Below are 14,639 nucleotides of genomic sequence, written 5' to 3'. Positions count from 1 at the left end.
CTCAGGCCCGCAATTCGCGTTTTGGCTATTGCAGGTCGCACCGATAGCAGCCGCAGCCGACGGAAAAGCTTGGAATGCGCCGCACGATTGAAGGTCCCGCAGGGGATCGAAGCTGAATGAAATAAGCCAGGAGAGACAGGACCATGGTCCATACCGTCGTCAGTTCCGCCAAAAAGACCGTCATCCTTGGTGATGACAAACCCTTCTGCATCATTGGCGAGCGCATCAATCCCACCGGACGCAAGAAGCTGGCGGCCGAGATGGCGGCGGGCGACTTCTCGACCGTGGAGCAGGACACGATCGCCCAGGTCGAGGCCGGCGCGCACATGCTGGACGTGAACGCGGGCATTCCGCTGGCCGACGAGCCTGCGATCCTGGCCGAGACCATCAAGCTGGTGCAGTCGCTGACCGACATCCCGCTTTCGATCGACTCGTCCATCGTGGAAGCCTTGGCGCGCGGCCTTGAGGTCTATGAGGGCAAGGCCCTGGTCAACTCCGTGACCGGCGAGGAAGAGCGCCTGGAAGTGGTGCTGCCGCTGATCAAGAAGTACGACGCCGCCGTGGTCGCCATCTCCAACGACGAGACCGGCATCTCCGAAGACCCGGAAGAGCGCTTCCGAGTCGCAAAGAAGATCGTCCAGCACGCACAGGACTACGGCATCAAGCCGGAAGACGTGGTGATCGATCCCCTGGTGATGCCGATCGGCGCCCTGGGCGGCGCGGGCCGTCAGGTCTTCGACATCTGCCATCGAATCCAGAAGGAACTTGGCTGCAACACGACCTGCGGCGCGTCCAACATCTCCTTCGGCCTGCCCAACCGCCACACCATGAACGGGGTCTTCCTCGCCATGGCCGCCGGCTTCGGGCTGACCTCGGCGATCATGAACCCCTTGCACGAAGAAGAAATGGGGGCCATCAAGGCATCCGACGTTCTGCTCGCCAAGGACGCCAACTGCGCAAGCTGGATTCGCAAGTACCGCGAGCCCGCTGCGGAGCCGGTTCCGGGCAGCGGTGTTGAGCCGCGTCGCGAACGTCGCCGCCGCCGCGCCTGATCGCCTCGGGCCGCGCGAGCGGTCCGGACAGGGAATTCGGTAGCGACAAGGCGATTTGAGGAGAACCCATGGCTGAAGACGCCCTGGTCGTCTTTATCCCCTCCGGACGGCGCGGCCGCTTTCCGGTCGGCACCCCTGTCCTGAAAGCAGCGCGTGCGCTGGGCGTGGACGTGGATTCGGTCTGCGGAGGGCGCGGCATCTGCGGGCGCTGCCAGGTGGTGCAGTCCCTGGGCTCCTTCTCCAAGCACGGCATCGAGAGCCTGGAAGGCAACCTGACCGCGTTCAACGAGGTCGAGACCCGCTATAAATCCAAGAAGGGGATGAAGGAAAACCGCCGGCTTTCCTGCCAGGCGGTGATCCAGGGCGACGCCGTGATCGACGTCCCCGCCGACAGCCAGGTCCACCGTCAGGTGGTGCGCAAGCGCGCCGAGGTCCGCGACATCGAACTGGACCCCGCCATCCGGCTCCACTACGTCGTGGTGGAAGAGCCGGACATGCACCATCCCTCCGGCGATCTTGAGCGGCTCAACAAGGCGCTGCTGGAACAGTGGCAGCTCAGCGACCTGGAAATCGACATCGGCATCCTGCAAAAGCTGCAAACCACCCTGCGCCAAGGCCAGTGGAAGGTCACGGTCGCGGTGCACCGCGCCAAGGTGATCGTTGCGATCTGGCCGGGCTTCAACGACACCGGCTACGGTCTGGCGGTGGATGTCGGCTCCACCACCATCGCCGCGCACCTCTGTAGCCTGCGCAGCGGCGAGGTCCTCGCCTCCTCCGGCATCATGAACCCGCAGATCCGCTTCGGCGAAGACCTGATGAGCCGGGTCTCCTACATCATGATGAACCCCGGCGGAGAGAAGGAACTGACGAAGGCGGTCCGGGACGGGCTGAACGAACTGATCGAGGAGGTCTGCCTCGAAGCGGGCATCAAGGCCGACGAGATCCTGAACGCCACCTTCGTGGGCAATCCGATCATGCACCATCTGCTCCTGGGCATTGATCCCGTGGAGCTCGGCGGCGCGCCCTTCGCGCTGGCCATGAACTCGGGCATCACGCTCTGGGCCAGCGAGATCGGCATCGCTGTCAACGCGGATGCGCGGGTCTACATCCTGCCCTGCATCGCCGGACACGTCGGGGCGGACACAGCCGGCGTGGTGCTGTCCGAGACGCCCTACCTTTCGGAAGACATCGTGCTGATCGTGGATGTCGGCACCAACGCGGAGATCGTGCTTGGCAACAAGGAGCGCCTTCTGGCGGCCTCATCGCCCACCGGTCCCGCCTTCGAAGGCGCGCAGATTTCCTGTGGCCAGAGGGCCGCGCCCGGCGCCATCGAGCGCCTGCGGATCGACCCGGAGACCCTGGAGCCGCGCTACAAGGTGATCGGCTGCGACCTCTGGTCGAACGAGGAAGGTTTCGAAGCCGAGATCGCCAAGACCGGGGTCACCGGCATCTGCGGCTCCGGGATCATCGAAGCGCTGGGCGAGATGGTCTTGAGCGGCGTGCTGGCCAACGACGGCACGATCGACGGCGGCATGGCCGCGATCTCCGATCGCGTGCAGCCCGACGGGCGCACCTTCAGCTACCTGATCCGCGCCGGAGAGCCCGAGATTCGCGTTACCCAGAACGACGTGCGCGCCATCCAGCTCGCAAAGGCCGCCCTCTACGCCGGGGCCAAGCTGCTGATGGAGAAGCTGGGGGTCGAGTCCGTCGACCGCATCGTCCTGGCCGGGGCCTTCGGCAGCCACATCGACGTCAAGTACGCCATGATCCTGGGCATGCTGCCGGACTGCGAGCTGGAGAAGGTGACCTCCGCCGGCAACGCAGCCGGGACGGGTGCGCGCATCGCGCTCCTGAATCAGCGCGCGCGCGACGAGATCGAACAGGTGGTGCGCCGCATCGAGAAGATCGAAACCGCCGTGGAGCCCAAGTTCCAGGAGCACTTCGTCGGCGCCATGGGCCTGCCTCACTCCAGCGATCCCTACCCCAAGCTGGCCGCCGCCGTGCCGCTGCCCACGCCCAAGCGCGCCCAGGCGCCCCTCAACGAGGGCGGCGAGCGCCGCCGCAGACGGCGGGGTTGATCAGCCTGCCCGCTCCCCGCAGGTCTGATCCGACGAAAGTAGCTATTGAACATCCGGTCCGCGGCAATTAGGTAGGTTGTCTCGCGGCGCTCGTGTATTTTCGCAAGAAGCGCCGCCAATCGGAACGACCGGGAAAGAAACGACCGCCTCATGCCCATCAAGATTCCCAACGATCTGCCCGCGCGTCAGATCCTTGAGGCGGAACAGGTTCCGATCATCAAGGAAGCGGACGCCCTGCGTCAGGACATTCGCCCGATGCGCGTGGCCCTGCTCAATCTGATGCCCGACAAGATCCGAACGGAGACACAGCTCGCCCGCGTTCTCGGCGCGACGCCCCTGCAGATTGAGATGACCCTGCTGCGCACCGGCAGCTACACCGGGCGAAACACGCCCATGGAGCATCTGCTCTCCTTCTATCAGACCTGGGAAGAGGTGGCGGACCAGAAGTTCGACGCCCTGATCGTGACCGGCGCCCCGGTCGAACAGATGCCCTTCGAAGAAGTGACCTACTGGTCGGAGCTGAGCGACATTCTCGACTGGGCCGACAGCAACGTGCATTCCAGCTTCTTCATCTGCTGGGGAGCGCAGGCCGCGCTGTTCCACTATCACGGCGTTCCCAAGTACGACCTGGGCAACAAGATGTTCGGCGTCTTCCCCCATGCCGTGGAGGTGAACGCCTCCCCGCTTGTGGCGGGGTTCGACGACGTCTTCCACTGCCCGGTCTCGCGCTATACGGAGAACCGGCGCGCCGACATCGACCAGGTGCCGAGCCTTCAGATCCTGGCGGAATCGCAGGAATCCGGGCTCTGCCTGATTGAGGAGAAAGCCAAACGCCGGGTCTACATCTTCAATCACCTGGAATACGACGGCGATACCCTGCAGCGGGAGTATTACCGCGATCAGGAGGCGGGACTGGGCACCGGCCTGCCGCGCTACTACTTCCGCAACGACGACCCCTCCGCCCAGCCGATTGTGGCCTGGCGCGCCCACCGCAACCTGCTCTATGGCAACTGGATCAACGCGGTCTATCAGACCACGCCCTTCGAGATGGATCGGATCGGCGACACCCGATAAGGCGCGTTTCCTCGGTTTCGCGTCGCTGAATCACCAGAGATGAATCCGGCCCGGCGCGAATAATCCGCATCAAAACAGCCCGACTGCAGCATTTGCGGATTTGAGGACCGGAACCATGAGCGACCCCCTGGATACCACTCCTTCCGAGCCTACCGAGCCCAGTGAAGACGCCGGCCGCAAGGGCCGCGGAGCGCGCGGCGGCGGCCGCGACGCGCGGCGGGCCCTGCGCACCGGCGGCGGGATCAAGCAGCGCCGCTACATCGACAGAAAGATCCCCTACTTCGAGATTCTTTCCGAAGAGGCCCTTCAGATCATCGAGCACAACGCCGACACGATCCTCGAGGAAATCGGCATCGAGTTCCGTGAGGACGAAGAAGCGCTGGCGATCCTGAAGGATGCCGGCTGCGACGTTCAGGGGGACCGCGTCCGCTTTCCCAAGGGCTTCTGCCGCAAGACCATCCAGGAGAACGCGCCCAAGACCTTTACCCAGCACGCCCGCAATCCGGAGCGCACGGTCGAGATCGGCGGCGGCGCCACGGTCTTCGCGCCGGTCTATGGCCCGCCCTTCGTGCACGATCTGGACGGCGAGCGCCGCTACGCCACGATCGAGGATTTCCGCTCGCTGGTGAAGCTCGCCTACATGAGCCCGAACCTGCACCATTCGGGCGGCACGGTCTGCGAGCCGGTCGACATCCCGGTGAACAAGCGTCACCTGGACATGATCTACAGCCACCTCCGCTTTTCGGACAAACCCTTCATGGGATCGGTCACCGCGCCGGAACGCGCCGAGGACTCGATCAACATGGCGAAGATCGTCTTCGGCGATGATTTCGTCGACAACAACACGGTGATGATCAGCCTGATCAACGCCAACTCCCCCATGACCTTCGACGGCACGATGCTGGGCGCGCTCAAGACCTACGCGCGCGGCAATCAGGCCTGCATCGTCACGCCCTTCATCCTGTCCGGCGCGATGGCGCCCTGCACGCCCGCCGGTGTCATGGCCCAGACCCTGGCCGAGGGCATGGCCGGGATCACGCTGGCCCAGTTGGTGCGCCCCGGCGCGCCCTGCGTCTTCGGATCCTTCGCGAGCTCCATCTCCATGCAGTCCGGCGCGCCCACCTTCGGCACGCCTGAGCCCGCCATGGTGCTCTACGGCATGGCGGCCCTGGTGCGCCGTCTCGGCGTGCCTTTCCGTTCCGGCGGCGGGCTCTGCGGCTCCAAGATCCCCGACGCCCAGGCGGCCTACGAGGCGGCCGCCACGCTTCAGCCCACGGTGCTGGGCGGCGTAAACTTCGTGCTGCACGCCGCCGGATGGCTGGAAGGCGGCCTGGTCTCCTCCTTCGAGAAACTGCTGATGGACGCCGACCAGCTCGGCATGCTCCAGGTGATGGCCGAAGGTCCGGACATGAGCGAGAACGGCCAGGCGATGGACGCGATCCGCGAGGTCGGTCCAGGCCAGCACTTCCTCGGCTGCGCCCACACCCAGGCGAACTTTGAGAGCGCCTTCTACCGCTCCAGCATCGCCGACAACAACTCCTATGAGCAGTGGCTCTCCGAAGGCAGCAACGACGCCCGCACACGCGCCAACAAGTTGGCCCGCAAGATGCTGGCGGAGTACGAGGCCCCGGCCCTGGATCCCGCCATCGACGAGGCCCTGCAGGCCTACGTCGCGAAGACCAAGGAATCGATGCCTGACGCTTTCACCTGAAGCCACCAGCTGACGGCAGCGAATTCTTCCAAGCAGATCACCCCGGCCCTCGCGCCGGGGTTTTCTTTTGCCTATCCTGCCAAGCCAGAGGGGCAGGAGGGCAAGACAGCAGGTGCTGGTCGAAGCGGCCATCTTCATCAAGAGCATGATCGTCGGTCTTGGGATCGCCGTGCCCGTCGGGCCGGTCGGCGTTCTCTGCGTGCGCCGCTGCCTGACCGGCGGGCCCTTGCTTGGCCTGACATCGGGATTGGGCGCAGCGGCCGCCGACACGGTCTATGGCGCCATTGCCGCCTTTGGCCTGGCCGCCGTCGGCGCCTGGATGGTCGACCACGTCGACTGGTTCCGGATCGGTGGCGGGCTGTTCTTGCTGGTGATGGGGACTGCCAGCCTGATCAACGGTCCGCGCGAAGCTCGAAAATCAAAGGAAACGGGCAGCTTGCTCTGGGCCTTCGCCTCGGCCTTTGGCCTGACGCTCGCCAATCCGGTCACCCTGATCGCTCTCGCTGCGATTTTCGCGGCCCTGGGGCTGGCGGAAAGCATCACCGGCAACGTGACGGCCGGGATCCTGATCGCGGGTGTCTTCGCGGGCGCTTGCCTCTGGTGGCTGGGCCTGTCGCTTACCGTCCTGGCGCTGCGCCGTCACGTCAACCTGTCCTGGATGAAGCGCATCCACTATGGCGCCGCGGCACTGGTGATCGCCTTCGGGCTCTACGCCATCGGCGGTCACTTCTTCGGCGATCCTCTCGCGGGGGAGAGCTTCGATCTTGGCCCCAGTCTCAGGGGCTGAGCTGCTTTCCCTCCACCAGACGGGCCGGGAAGTCCCGGCCGCCTGGGCTGCGCCACAGCACCTGCCCCTCGCCTGTCTCGTAGAGCTCATAGCAGGACCAGCCGCCACGCTCCCACCAGCTGCAATAGAGCTGCTTGGCGTTGTCGGTGCGCCACTTGCCGCTGTCCAGGCGTCCGCCGTCCGGGAGGTAGAGGGTGCTGCCGTCGGGGTCGAAGTACTGGCGGTAGCCCCTGCCCTCGCCTTCGCCCTCGCCCGTGCCGATCGCGGTCTTGCCGCTCAGCATCACCTTGATTTCCGCTGCGGATAGTCTGCGTTCCTCGCCTGCACCGGCTGATCCGGCAAAAGCGAGCGCGAGCGCAAGAAACGCCCCCGTCAAAAGCCTCATGGCCCTGGCCCCCACTGTCTGGCGACCTGGCGGTTACCCCGGTTTCAGGGGCTCCGCCTTGATGGCCGCTTCAAGTAAGGCTAGCCGAGGCGCCGTCGCGCCGGCCAATCACGCCTGGGTGAGCACCGCCACGCCGTATTCCCGCCCGGCATCCTCCAGCCAGCGCCAGAGGTAGTCGGAGAAGGAGCGCAGGACATAGATGTCATAGGCCGGTCCGTCCTGCTCGCTTTCGCTGACATGGTGGATCGTGGTCAGCGCCTTGGCGAGATGGGTCTGGGCGCAGTGGCCGACCGCGAAGTTACGTGGATGAACGTCCAAGGGCCCGGCCTTCATCATCACCTTGCGCGCCTGCGGCCCGGTCAGGTGGATGCAGGTCCGGCTCTCGCTCACGTCGACCACCGAGACATGCAGGCCGGAGAGCGCGCCCAGCAGCTTGTCCGCCATCCGGGGACCGTCGTCGGGCGTGATCACCAGCCACTCCTCGGGCGAAAGCCAGAGGACCGTGACCTCGCCCTTGGCCGCCGCTGTGTTGGGCTCCAGGGGCAGCGGCGTGCCGAGCGCTTTCTCGGCCGCCGCCAGGAACTGCTTGTCGCCCGGCTTGCCGCGCAGGTTGACCAGGCCCTTGAAGGGAACCTCCTTCATGGCGACGCCCGCCTCGCCCCGATCGGCGACGGCCCGGGTGCCGAGCGCCAGGTGCGCAAGACCGCTCTGTCGTAGATAGCTATCAGGCATTCTGGCGCTCCCCTTCCTTATCGAAGAACACGGTCTCGGAGATTGTGGCGCTCACCACGCGTCCGTCGAGCAAGGGGACCTGGACCTTGCCGCCGGTCTTGGAGAGACCGCCCTTGACCAGGGCCAGGGCGATGGAGCGCCCGACATTGGGCGACCAGTAGCTGGAGGTGATGTGACCGACCATGTCCATGGGCGGCTTGTCCTTCAGGGTCTCCACCAACTGCGCGCCTTCCGGCAGCACCACCTTCGGGTCATCGGTCAGGATGCCGACGAGCTGCTTGCGGTCCGGCTTGGACATGTCGGCGCGGGTCAGCGAGCGCTTGCCGACGAAGTCCTTCTGCTTGCTGACGATCCAATCCATGCCGAGGTCGTGGGGATTGACCGAGCCGTCGGTCTCCTGACCGACGATGATGAAGCCCTTCTCGGCGCGCAGCACGTGCATCGCTTCGGTGCCGTAGGGCGTGATCTCGTACTTCTCGCCCGCCGTCATGACCGCCTGCCAGACCGCCAGACCATAAGACGAGGGCACGTTGATCTCGAAGGAGAGCTCACCGGTAAAGGAGATCCGGAAGACCCGGGCGGGTGCGCCCGCCACCGTTCCCTCGGCATAGCCCATGAAGGGAAGCGCGTTGGGCGAGAGCTCGATATCGTCGGTCAGTTCCGACAGCAGTTTGCGCGCATTCGGGCCGGCCAGGGAGATGGTCGCCCACTGCTCGGTCACCGAGGTCAGATAGACCTTCAGGTCCGGCCACTCGGTTTGCAGGTAGTCCTCAAGATGCGCCATGACCTGCGGCGCGTTGCCGGACGTCGTGGTCATGAGGAAGCGGTTCTCGCCGATACGGGTGGTCACGCCGTCGTCCATGACCATGCCGTCTTCCTTCAGCATCAGGCCATAGCGGGCGCGGCCCACGTCCAGCTTCTTCCAGGCGTTGGTGTAGACCCGGTTCAGGAACTCTGCGGCATCCGGCCCCTGCACCTCGATCTTGCCCAGCGTGGTCGCGTCGAGAACACCCAGCGAATTGCGAACGGCCGCTACCTCGCGGTTGACCGCGGCATGCATGTCCTCGCCCTCACGCGGGTAGTACCAGGCGCGCTTCCACTGCCCGACATCCTCGAACAGCGCGCCCGCGCGCTCGTGCCAGGAGTGCATCGGCGTGGTTCGGGCGGGGTCCAGCAGATCGTCCGCGTCGCGCCCCATGAAGATACCGAAGGTGACCGGGGTGTAGGGCGGACGGAAGGTGGTGACGCCGACCTCGGGCAGCTTCTTGCCCAGCGTATCGGCGACGATGCCGAGAGCGTTCACGTTGCCGGTCTTGCCCTGATCGGTCGCCATGCCGGTCGTGGTGTAGCGCTTGACGTGCTCGACCGAGGAATAGCCCTCGCGCAGCGCCAGCTTCAGGTCCGCCGCCGAGACATCGTTCTGGAAATCGTGGAAGTGCTTGCCCTTATGGCCCAGCGGCTCGGTCGAGGGCACCAGCCACAGGGGCTCCAGCGGCAGATGCGTGGCGTCGCCGGTCTTGGCGGCCTTCACCCGCCCGCTCTTCTTGTGTCCGGTGGCAGATGCGGCGGCAGCGCCCGCCTTGGCGCCCTCGGCGATGGCGGAGGAGAGCCCGAAGGTGCCGTTGCAGGCGCCAGCGGAAGCCTGGGCCTTCTGCATCGGCTGGCCCGGTACGAAGGTCGCCAGATCGTCGTTCCACTCCAGCTTGCCCTTGGCCTGGCAGAAGAGATGGACCGTCGGGTTCCAGCCGCCGGAAGAGGTGACGAAGTCCACCTCCAGCTCCTCGTGCGGCAGCACCGCGCGGTCCCGAGCGTCGTTGAGGTTTGCGATGGTCACCGACTTGACCCGCTTGCCGCCCTTGGTGCCGGCGATGACCTTGCCGGTGCGTACGTCCAGACCCCGCTCCAAGGCATCGATGTACGCCTCGCCGTCCGGCTGTTCACGCGTATCGACGACCGTCACCTGAACACCGGCATCGGCCAGGTCGATGGCCGTCCGGTAAGCCCCATCGTTGTTGGTGAAGACCACGCCCTTGTTGCCGACCTTGACCGCATAGCGGTTCAGGTAGGTCTGCGCGGCCCCCGCCAGCAGCGTGCCGGGGCGGTCGTTGTCGCGGAACACCAGCGGGCGCTCCAAGGCGCCGGTCGCCAGCACCACCTGCTTGGCGCGCAGCTTCCAGAGCCGCTGGCGCGGCAGGTGCGCGGGGGCGTCCGACAGGTGGTCGGTGACCTTCTCGCAGAGGGAGATGTAGTTGTGGTCCCAGTAGGCGAAGGCCTGGGTGCGAGGCAGCAGCGTCACCTCCGGCTGCTCGGACAGCTCCTGGGTGACGGCGGCGGCCCAGTCGGGGCCCGCCATGCCGTCGATCTCCGCCTTGCGGTTCAAAAGGCTGCCGCCGAACTCGTTCTGCTCGTCGCAGAGCACCACGCGCGCGCCGGCCTTGGCGGCCTCCCGCGCGGCGGCGAGGCCCGCGGGCCCGGCGCCCACGACCAGCACGTCGCAGTGGGCGTAGACCTTGTCGTAGCTGTCCGGATCGCGCTCGGTCGGCGAACGGCCGAGACCGGCGGCGCGGCGGATCAGGTACTCGTACTTCATCCAGAAGGAGGCAGGCCACATGAAGGTCTTGTAGTAGAAGCCCGCCGGCAGGAACTTGGAGACGGCGTTGTTCAGCGCGCTGACATCGAACTCAAGGCTCGGCCAGCGGTTCTGGGATTCGGCGTAGAGCCCGTCGTAGAGCTCGATCTGGGTCGCCTTCAGGTTCGGCTCGGTGCGCGCGCCGCGCTCCAGCTGGATGAGCGCGTTCGGCTCCTCCGGCCCGGCGGCGAAGATGCCGCGCGGACGGTGATACTTGAAGGAGCGCCCGACCAGATGCACCCCGTTCGCCAGCAGCGCCGAGGCGAGCGTGTCGCCCGGATGCCCCGCGAGGCGCTTGCCGTCGAAGGAGAAGGAATAGGTCCGACCGCGGTCGATGCGGCCACCCTTTGCGAGACGATAGCTGGACATGATTCCGGCCTGCTCCCTCAGACGTATTTCTTCATGGTGATCTTGGGCGGCTTGGCGCCCATCTCGTAGACCGCCAGAACTTCATAAGACACGGTGTCGCGCGCCATGTTGAACCAGCGGCGGCACCCGTGCGCATGGTTCCAGCGCTCCAGGTAGACACCCTTGGTGTTGTCGCGCCAGAACACGAAGGCGGCCCACTCCTCGTCGCTCAGCGCGGCCGGGTCCTTGGGGCGCTCGATGTGGGCCTGGCCGCCGTAGGAGAACTCGCTTTCCTCGCGCGGGCCGCAGTAAGGGCAATCGATCAGCAGCATGTTGCTCTAAGCCTCTTGAGACGAAAGCGTTAGTGGGCGACCGCCGCCGCGCCGTGCTCGTCGATCGTGAAACCGGTGACGAAACGGTCGAGGCGGAAGGGCTCGGCCAGCGGGTGCGGCTCGCCCTTGGCGATGGTGTGCGCGAAGACATGGCCGGAACCGGGCGTCGCCTTGAAGCCGCCGGTACCCCAGCCGCAGTTGATGAAGAGGTTCTCAACCGGGGTCTTGGAGATGATCGGGCTGGCGTCGGGGCAGACGTCCACGATGCCGCCCCAGTTGCGCAGCATGCGCATGCGACGGAACAGCGGGAAAAGCTCGCAGATCGCGGCCAGGGTCTCCTCGGCGACGTGCAGGCTGCCGCGCTGACCGTAGCCGTTGAAGGCGTCGGTGCCCGCACCGATCACCAGCTCGCCCTTGTCGGACTGGCTGACATAGGCGTGCACGGCGTTGGACATGACCACGCAGTCGATGATGGGTTTGACCGGCTCGCTGACCAGCGCCTGAAGCGGCCGCGATTCCAGCGGCAGGCGGAAGCCCGCCATCTCGGCCATGACGGAGGAGTGCCCGGCCACCACGATGCCGACCTTCTTGGCCTTGATGGCGCCCTTGCCGGTGCGCAGGCCGGTGATCTTGCCGCCTTCGATATCGAAGCCCTCGACCGGGCATTCCTGGATGATGTCCACGCCCATCTCGTCGCAGGCGCGGGCATAGCCCCAGGCGACGGCGTCGTGGCGCGCGGTGCCGGCGCGGCGCTGAAGGCTGGCGCCCAACACGGGATAGCGGCCGCCCGCGCGCAGGTCGATGACCGGGCAGAACTCCTTGACCTGCTGGGCGCTCAGGAACTCCGAATCGACCCCGTTCAGCCAGTTGGCGTGGACGCGGCGCTGCAACTCGCGCAGATCGTGCTGATTGTGCGCCAGGTTCATCACGCCGCGCTGGGAGAACATGACGTTGTAGTTCAGGTCCTGGCTCATGCGCTCCCAAAGCTTGAGCGCGTGCTCGTAGAGGCCCGAAGACTGGTCCCAGAGGTAGTTGGAGCGCACGATGGTGGTATTGCGCCCGGTGTTGCCGCCGCCCAGCCAGCCGCGCTCGATCACCGCCATGTTGGTGATGCCGTGCTCCTTGGCGAGGTAATAGGCCGTCGCGAGGCCATGGCCGCCGCCGCCGACGATCACGACGTCGTAGGCGTCCTTGGGCTCGGGCGAGCCCCAGGCTTTGGGCCAGTTCTCATGGTACTGCAAAGCGTTGCGTACCAGGCTGAAGATCGAATAGCGGGCCTTCATGAGCTTAGCGCGCCTTTCTTCCCGTTTTCGGTTGGGAGAGGATCAAGCAACGGTCTGCCGGAATAGGGTGACTGGTGAGCGCGCGTAAGGCAACGCCGCCCCCAAGTTTTTCCTCTTGTCCGGCACCCTGCAATCTGTAGAGATGCGGGCGGTCGGCTTTGGGTACTGCGCCGGAATTTTTTCAGATCGCGACATCGGTACTTTTGTGTATCGTATTGGCTTATTAGCGACCTCTTGGGAGGCCTTTGTAGAACATGTTTGGCAGCACGCCCCGCGAGCTACCGCTTAAGATCGCCTTTATTCTCTTGCCGCGCTACTCGATGATCGCCTTCGTGTCAGCCGTGGAGCCCTTGCGTGCGGCGAATCGCCTCAACGGCAAGTCCCTCTACGAATGGCACGTCTTCTCGCCGGACGGCGCGGCGGTCACAGCCTCCAACGGGCTGACGATGATGCCGGAAGGCGACCTGGAAGCGGCCTCGGGCTACGGCTGCGTGGTGGTCTGTTCGGGCATCGACGTACAGAAGGTCACCGACAAGCACCTGATTTCCTGGCTGCGCAAGATGGACCGCAAGGGCGCGGACCTGGGCGCGGTCTGCACCGGCAGCCACGTGCTGGCCAAGGCCGGACTGCTCGACGGCCATCACTGCACCATCCATTGGGAGAACCTGCCGGCCTTCGCCGAGGACTTCCCGGAGATCGAAGTCACCTCCGAACTGTTCGAGATAGACCGTACGCGCTTCACCTGTGCGGGCGGCACGGCGGCCATCGACATGATGCTGAACGTGATCGCCATGCAGCATGGTCACGAGTTGGCCGCCGAGGTCGCCGACCAGTTCATGCACGAGCGGATCCGCGACCGCCACGATCACCAGCGCATGGGCCTGCCCGCGCGGCTCGGCGTGAGGCATCCCAAGCTTCTCAGCGTCATCAACCTGATGGAGGAGAACCTGGAGGAGCCGCTGACCCGCGGGCAGCTCGCCCGCGACGCCGGGCTTTCGACCCGCCAGCTTGAACGCCTGTTCCGCAAGTACCTCAGCCGCTCTCCGGCCCGCTACTACCTTGAACTCCGGCTGAACAAGGCCCGCCTGCTGCTGCTCCAGACCAACATGTCGGTGATCGACGTGGCGCTGGCCTGCGGCTTCGTCTCGGCCTCCCACTTCTCCAAGTGCTACCGCGACTTCTTCGGGCACACCCCCAGGAAAGAGCGCGGCGTGCCCAGCGGCGACGGTCTCCACGGCATGGCCGGTGACGACCACGAGACCGGGGCATCTCAGGGCTCCACCCGCCACTAGCGCCCGCTCGTCAAACAGCCCCTGCCCCTCACGGATCGATCAGGTCGTGCTCCAGCAGGGCGGCGGTGAACGCCTGCTCCGTCATCCCCGGCTCGACGGCGGGGTGGTAGACCAGCGCCAGGGCGGCCAGGGCGCGGGCCTGTTCCTCCGGCGTCACCGGCCCCTCCTTGAAGAAGAACCCCTCCGTCGGGTGCAGCCCCAGGGCCACCAGCAGCGCCTTGAAAAGACAGTGGTCCACCGTCGGCTCGTCCAGACGGTGGTATGTGGCGATGAAGGCCGTGTCGATTGCGTAAGCAGTGCGGGGCGGTGTGAAATTCTCATCCATGAAGCCGGGACGAGGTAACCGGTGGCGCACGGCGCAGCCGTTTTGGGCCATCCGCTCGCCGGCGGGCCCTTCCGGTTGCCACAGGGACGGATCGCGGTGACCTTCCTTATATTCCTTTATCGCGAGATAACCGGCGATCTCGTCCACGTCCTCGTCGACGTTGCGGCGGCCATCTTTAGAGAATTTCGGCATAACATCCAAAGGCAGGCCCGCCGCCTCTAGAATCTCATCAACCAAGGCCACAAGCGCCAAATCGGCAGCTTTATTCTTGGAGCGGGCCGAAACAGAAACCAGACTCCCGTCGAACCGCCAGAGCGCTTGTCCGTTCTCAGGCAAGGTTGCCCCTTGCGGAAAGAAGTAGGTGGGCAGGTCGGCCCTGCTCATACGCGGCAGTGCGCCGCCCGGCATCGCCGCCGCCGGGTCGATCGGCGGCCAGGGCTCTGTCAGCACGGGCGCAGGTTCGATGTCCTCCGGCGCGGTGTAGATGCCGTGACCGTCGTCGGTGATTTTTAACCACAGCGCATACGCAATGGGAGGAAGTACCTGGAGCAGTCCAAACAAGATGGACGCATAGACAGCAAACAGACTGGGCTTTTTCCTCGGATCGTAGG

At 65.6% G+C, this 14,639-nt stretch carries 12 protein-coding genes; 6 read left to right on the top strand and 6 right to left on the bottom strand.

Translation table 11 applies throughout. The features are described from left to right. The first annotated feature begins 143 nt into the window (after window positions 1-143). From P8X75_08945 to P8X75_08925, 5 genes are all read left to right on the top strand, one after another. On the top strand, window positions 144-1,052 hold the full coding sequence (locus P8X75_08945) for a methyltetrahydrofolate cobalamin methyltransferase (GenBank protein ID MEJ1995328.1): 909 nt from the start codon (window positions 144-146) through the stop codon (window positions 1,050-1,052). A 68-nt stretch (window positions 1,053-1,120) separates the two neighbouring features. Beyond that, window positions 1,121-3,130: an ASKHA domain-containing protein gene (locus P8X75_08940; protein MEJ1995327.1), complete on the top strand. Its 2,010-nt coding sequence runs from the start codon at window positions 1,121-1,123 to the stop codon at window positions 3,128-3,130. A 150-nt stretch (window positions 3,131-3,280) separates the two neighbouring features. Then, window positions 3,281-4,204 carry a homoserine O-succinyltransferase gene (gene metA / locus P8X75_08935; protein ID MEJ1995326.1) on the top strand — a complete coding sequence of 308 codons (924 nt, stop codon included), beginning with the start codon at window positions 3,281-3,283 and terminating at the stop codon, window positions 4,202-4,204. A gap of 115 nt (window positions 4,205-4,319) precedes the next feature. After that, a complete protein-coding gene (locus P8X75_08930; GenBank protein MEJ1995325.1) occupies window positions 4,320-5,915 on the top strand; it encodes a trimethylamine methyltransferase family protein in 1,596 nt (531 codons plus the stop codon). A gap of 112 nt (window positions 5,916-6,027) precedes the next feature. After that, the gene (locus tag P8X75_08925) at window positions 6,028-6,702 is read left to right on the top strand and encodes a LysE family transporter (protein ID MEJ1995324.1); all 675 of its coding nucleotides are present in this window, start codon (window positions 6,028-6,030) and stop codon (window positions 6,700-6,702) included. On the opposite strand, the gene P8X75_08920 is transcribed toward P8X75_08925, so the two are convergent. The 5 genes from P8X75_08920 to P8X75_08900 all read right to left on the bottom strand — a co-directional run bounded on the left by P8X75_08920 (window position 6,692) and on the right by P8X75_08900 (window position 12,411). Next, the gene (locus P8X75_08920) at window positions 6,692-7,087 is read right to left on the bottom strand and encodes a hypothetical protein (protein ID MEJ1995323.1); all 396 of its coding nucleotides are present in this window, start codon (window positions 7,085-7,087) and stop codon (window positions 6,692-6,694) included. The two genes, P8X75_08925 and P8X75_08920, sit on opposite strands and share 11 nt — an antisense overlap. Before the next feature lie 108 nt (window positions 7,088-7,195). Further along, entirely contained in the window at window positions 7,196-7,819 is a 624-nt protein-coding gene (locus P8X75_08915) for a sarcosine oxidase subunit gamma family protein (GenBank protein MEJ1995322.1), read from the bottom strand. Further along, window positions 7,812-10,817, bottom strand: a complete 3,006-nt coding sequence (locus P8X75_08910; GenBank protein ID MEJ1995321.1) for a sarcosine oxidase subunit alpha — start codon at window positions 10,815-10,817, stop codon at window positions 7,812-7,814. The genes P8X75_08915 and P8X75_08910 overlap by 8 nt, the downstream gene beginning before the upstream one ends. Window positions 10,818-10,834: 17 nt before the next feature. After that, complete coding sequence (locus tag P8X75_08905) at window positions 10,835-11,128, bottom strand: sarcosine oxidase subunit delta (GenBank protein MEJ1995320.1); 294 nt, start codon at window positions 11,126-11,128, stop codon at window positions 10,835-10,837. A gap of 29 nt (window positions 11,129-11,157) precedes the next feature. Next, entirely contained in the window at window positions 11,158-12,411 is a 1,254-nt protein-coding gene (locus tag P8X75_08900) for a sarcosine oxidase subunit beta family protein (protein ID MEJ1995319.1), read from the bottom strand. A gap of 254 nt (window positions 12,412-12,665) precedes the next feature. Here P8X75_08900 and P8X75_08895 point away from each other — a divergent pair, with 254 nt between their 5' ends. Continuing rightward, complete coding sequence (locus tag P8X75_08895; protein MEJ1995318.1) at window positions 12,666-13,703, top strand: GlxA family transcriptional regulator; 1,038 nt, start codon at window positions 12,666-12,668, stop codon at window positions 13,701-13,703. A gap of 28 nt (window positions 13,704-13,731) precedes the next feature. On the opposite strand, the gene P8X75_08890 is transcribed toward P8X75_08895, so the two are convergent. Next, a partial coding sequence (locus P8X75_08890; GenBank protein ID MEJ1995317.1) for a hypothetical protein occupies window positions 13,732-14,639 on the bottom strand: 908 nt, incomplete at its 5' end.

Source organism: Limibacillus sp. (assembly GCA_037379885.1).
GTDB lineage: Bacteria > Pseudomonadota > Alphaproteobacteria > Kiloniellales > CECT-8803 > JARRJC01.
This window is presented reverse-complemented; position numbering and strand designations above follow the sequence as displayed.

What these genes read in the sequence shown, in the direction of transcription:
- P8X75_08945 (MEJ1995328.1), top strand. Translation starts at nt 144, where the DNA reads ATGGTCCATACCGTCGTCAGTTCCGCCAAAAAGACCGTCATCCTTGGT.
- P8X75_08940 (MEJ1995327.1), top strand. Translation starts at nt 1,121, where the DNA reads ATGGCTGAAGACGCCCTGGTCGTCTTTATCCCCTCCGGACGGCGCGGC.
- metA (MEJ1995326.1), top strand. Translation starts at nt 3,281, where the DNA reads ATGCCCATCAAGATTCCCAACGATCTGCCCGCGCGTCAGATCCTTGAG.
- P8X75_08930 (MEJ1995325.1), top strand. Translation starts at nt 4,320, where the DNA reads ATGAGCGACCCCCTGGATACCACTCCTTCCGAGCCTACCGAGCCCAGT.
- P8X75_08920 (MEJ1995323.1), bottom strand. Translation starts at nt 7,087, where the DNA reads ATGAGGCTTTTGACGGGGGCGTTTCTTGCGCTCGCGCTCGCTTTTGCC.
- P8X75_08915 (MEJ1995322.1), bottom strand. Translation starts at nt 7,819, where the DNA reads ATGCCTGATAGCTATCTACGACAGAGCGGTCTTGCGCACCTGGCGCTC.
- P8X75_08910 (MEJ1995321.1), bottom strand. Translation starts at nt 10,817, where the DNA reads ATGTCCAGCTATCGTCTCGCAAAGGGTGGCCGCATCGACCGCGGTCGG.
- P8X75_08905 (MEJ1995320.1), bottom strand. Translation starts at nt 11,128, where the DNA reads ATGCTGCTGATCGATTGCCCTTACTGCGGCCCGCGCGAGGAAAGCGAG.
- P8X75_08900 (MEJ1995319.1), bottom strand. Translation starts at nt 12,411, where the DNA reads ATGAAGGCCCGCTATTCGATCTTCAGCCTGGTACGCAACGCTTTGCAG.
- P8X75_08895 (MEJ1995318.1), top strand. Translation starts at nt 12,666, where the DNA reads ATGTTTGGCAGCACGCCCCGCGAGCTACCGCTTAAGATCGCCTTTATT.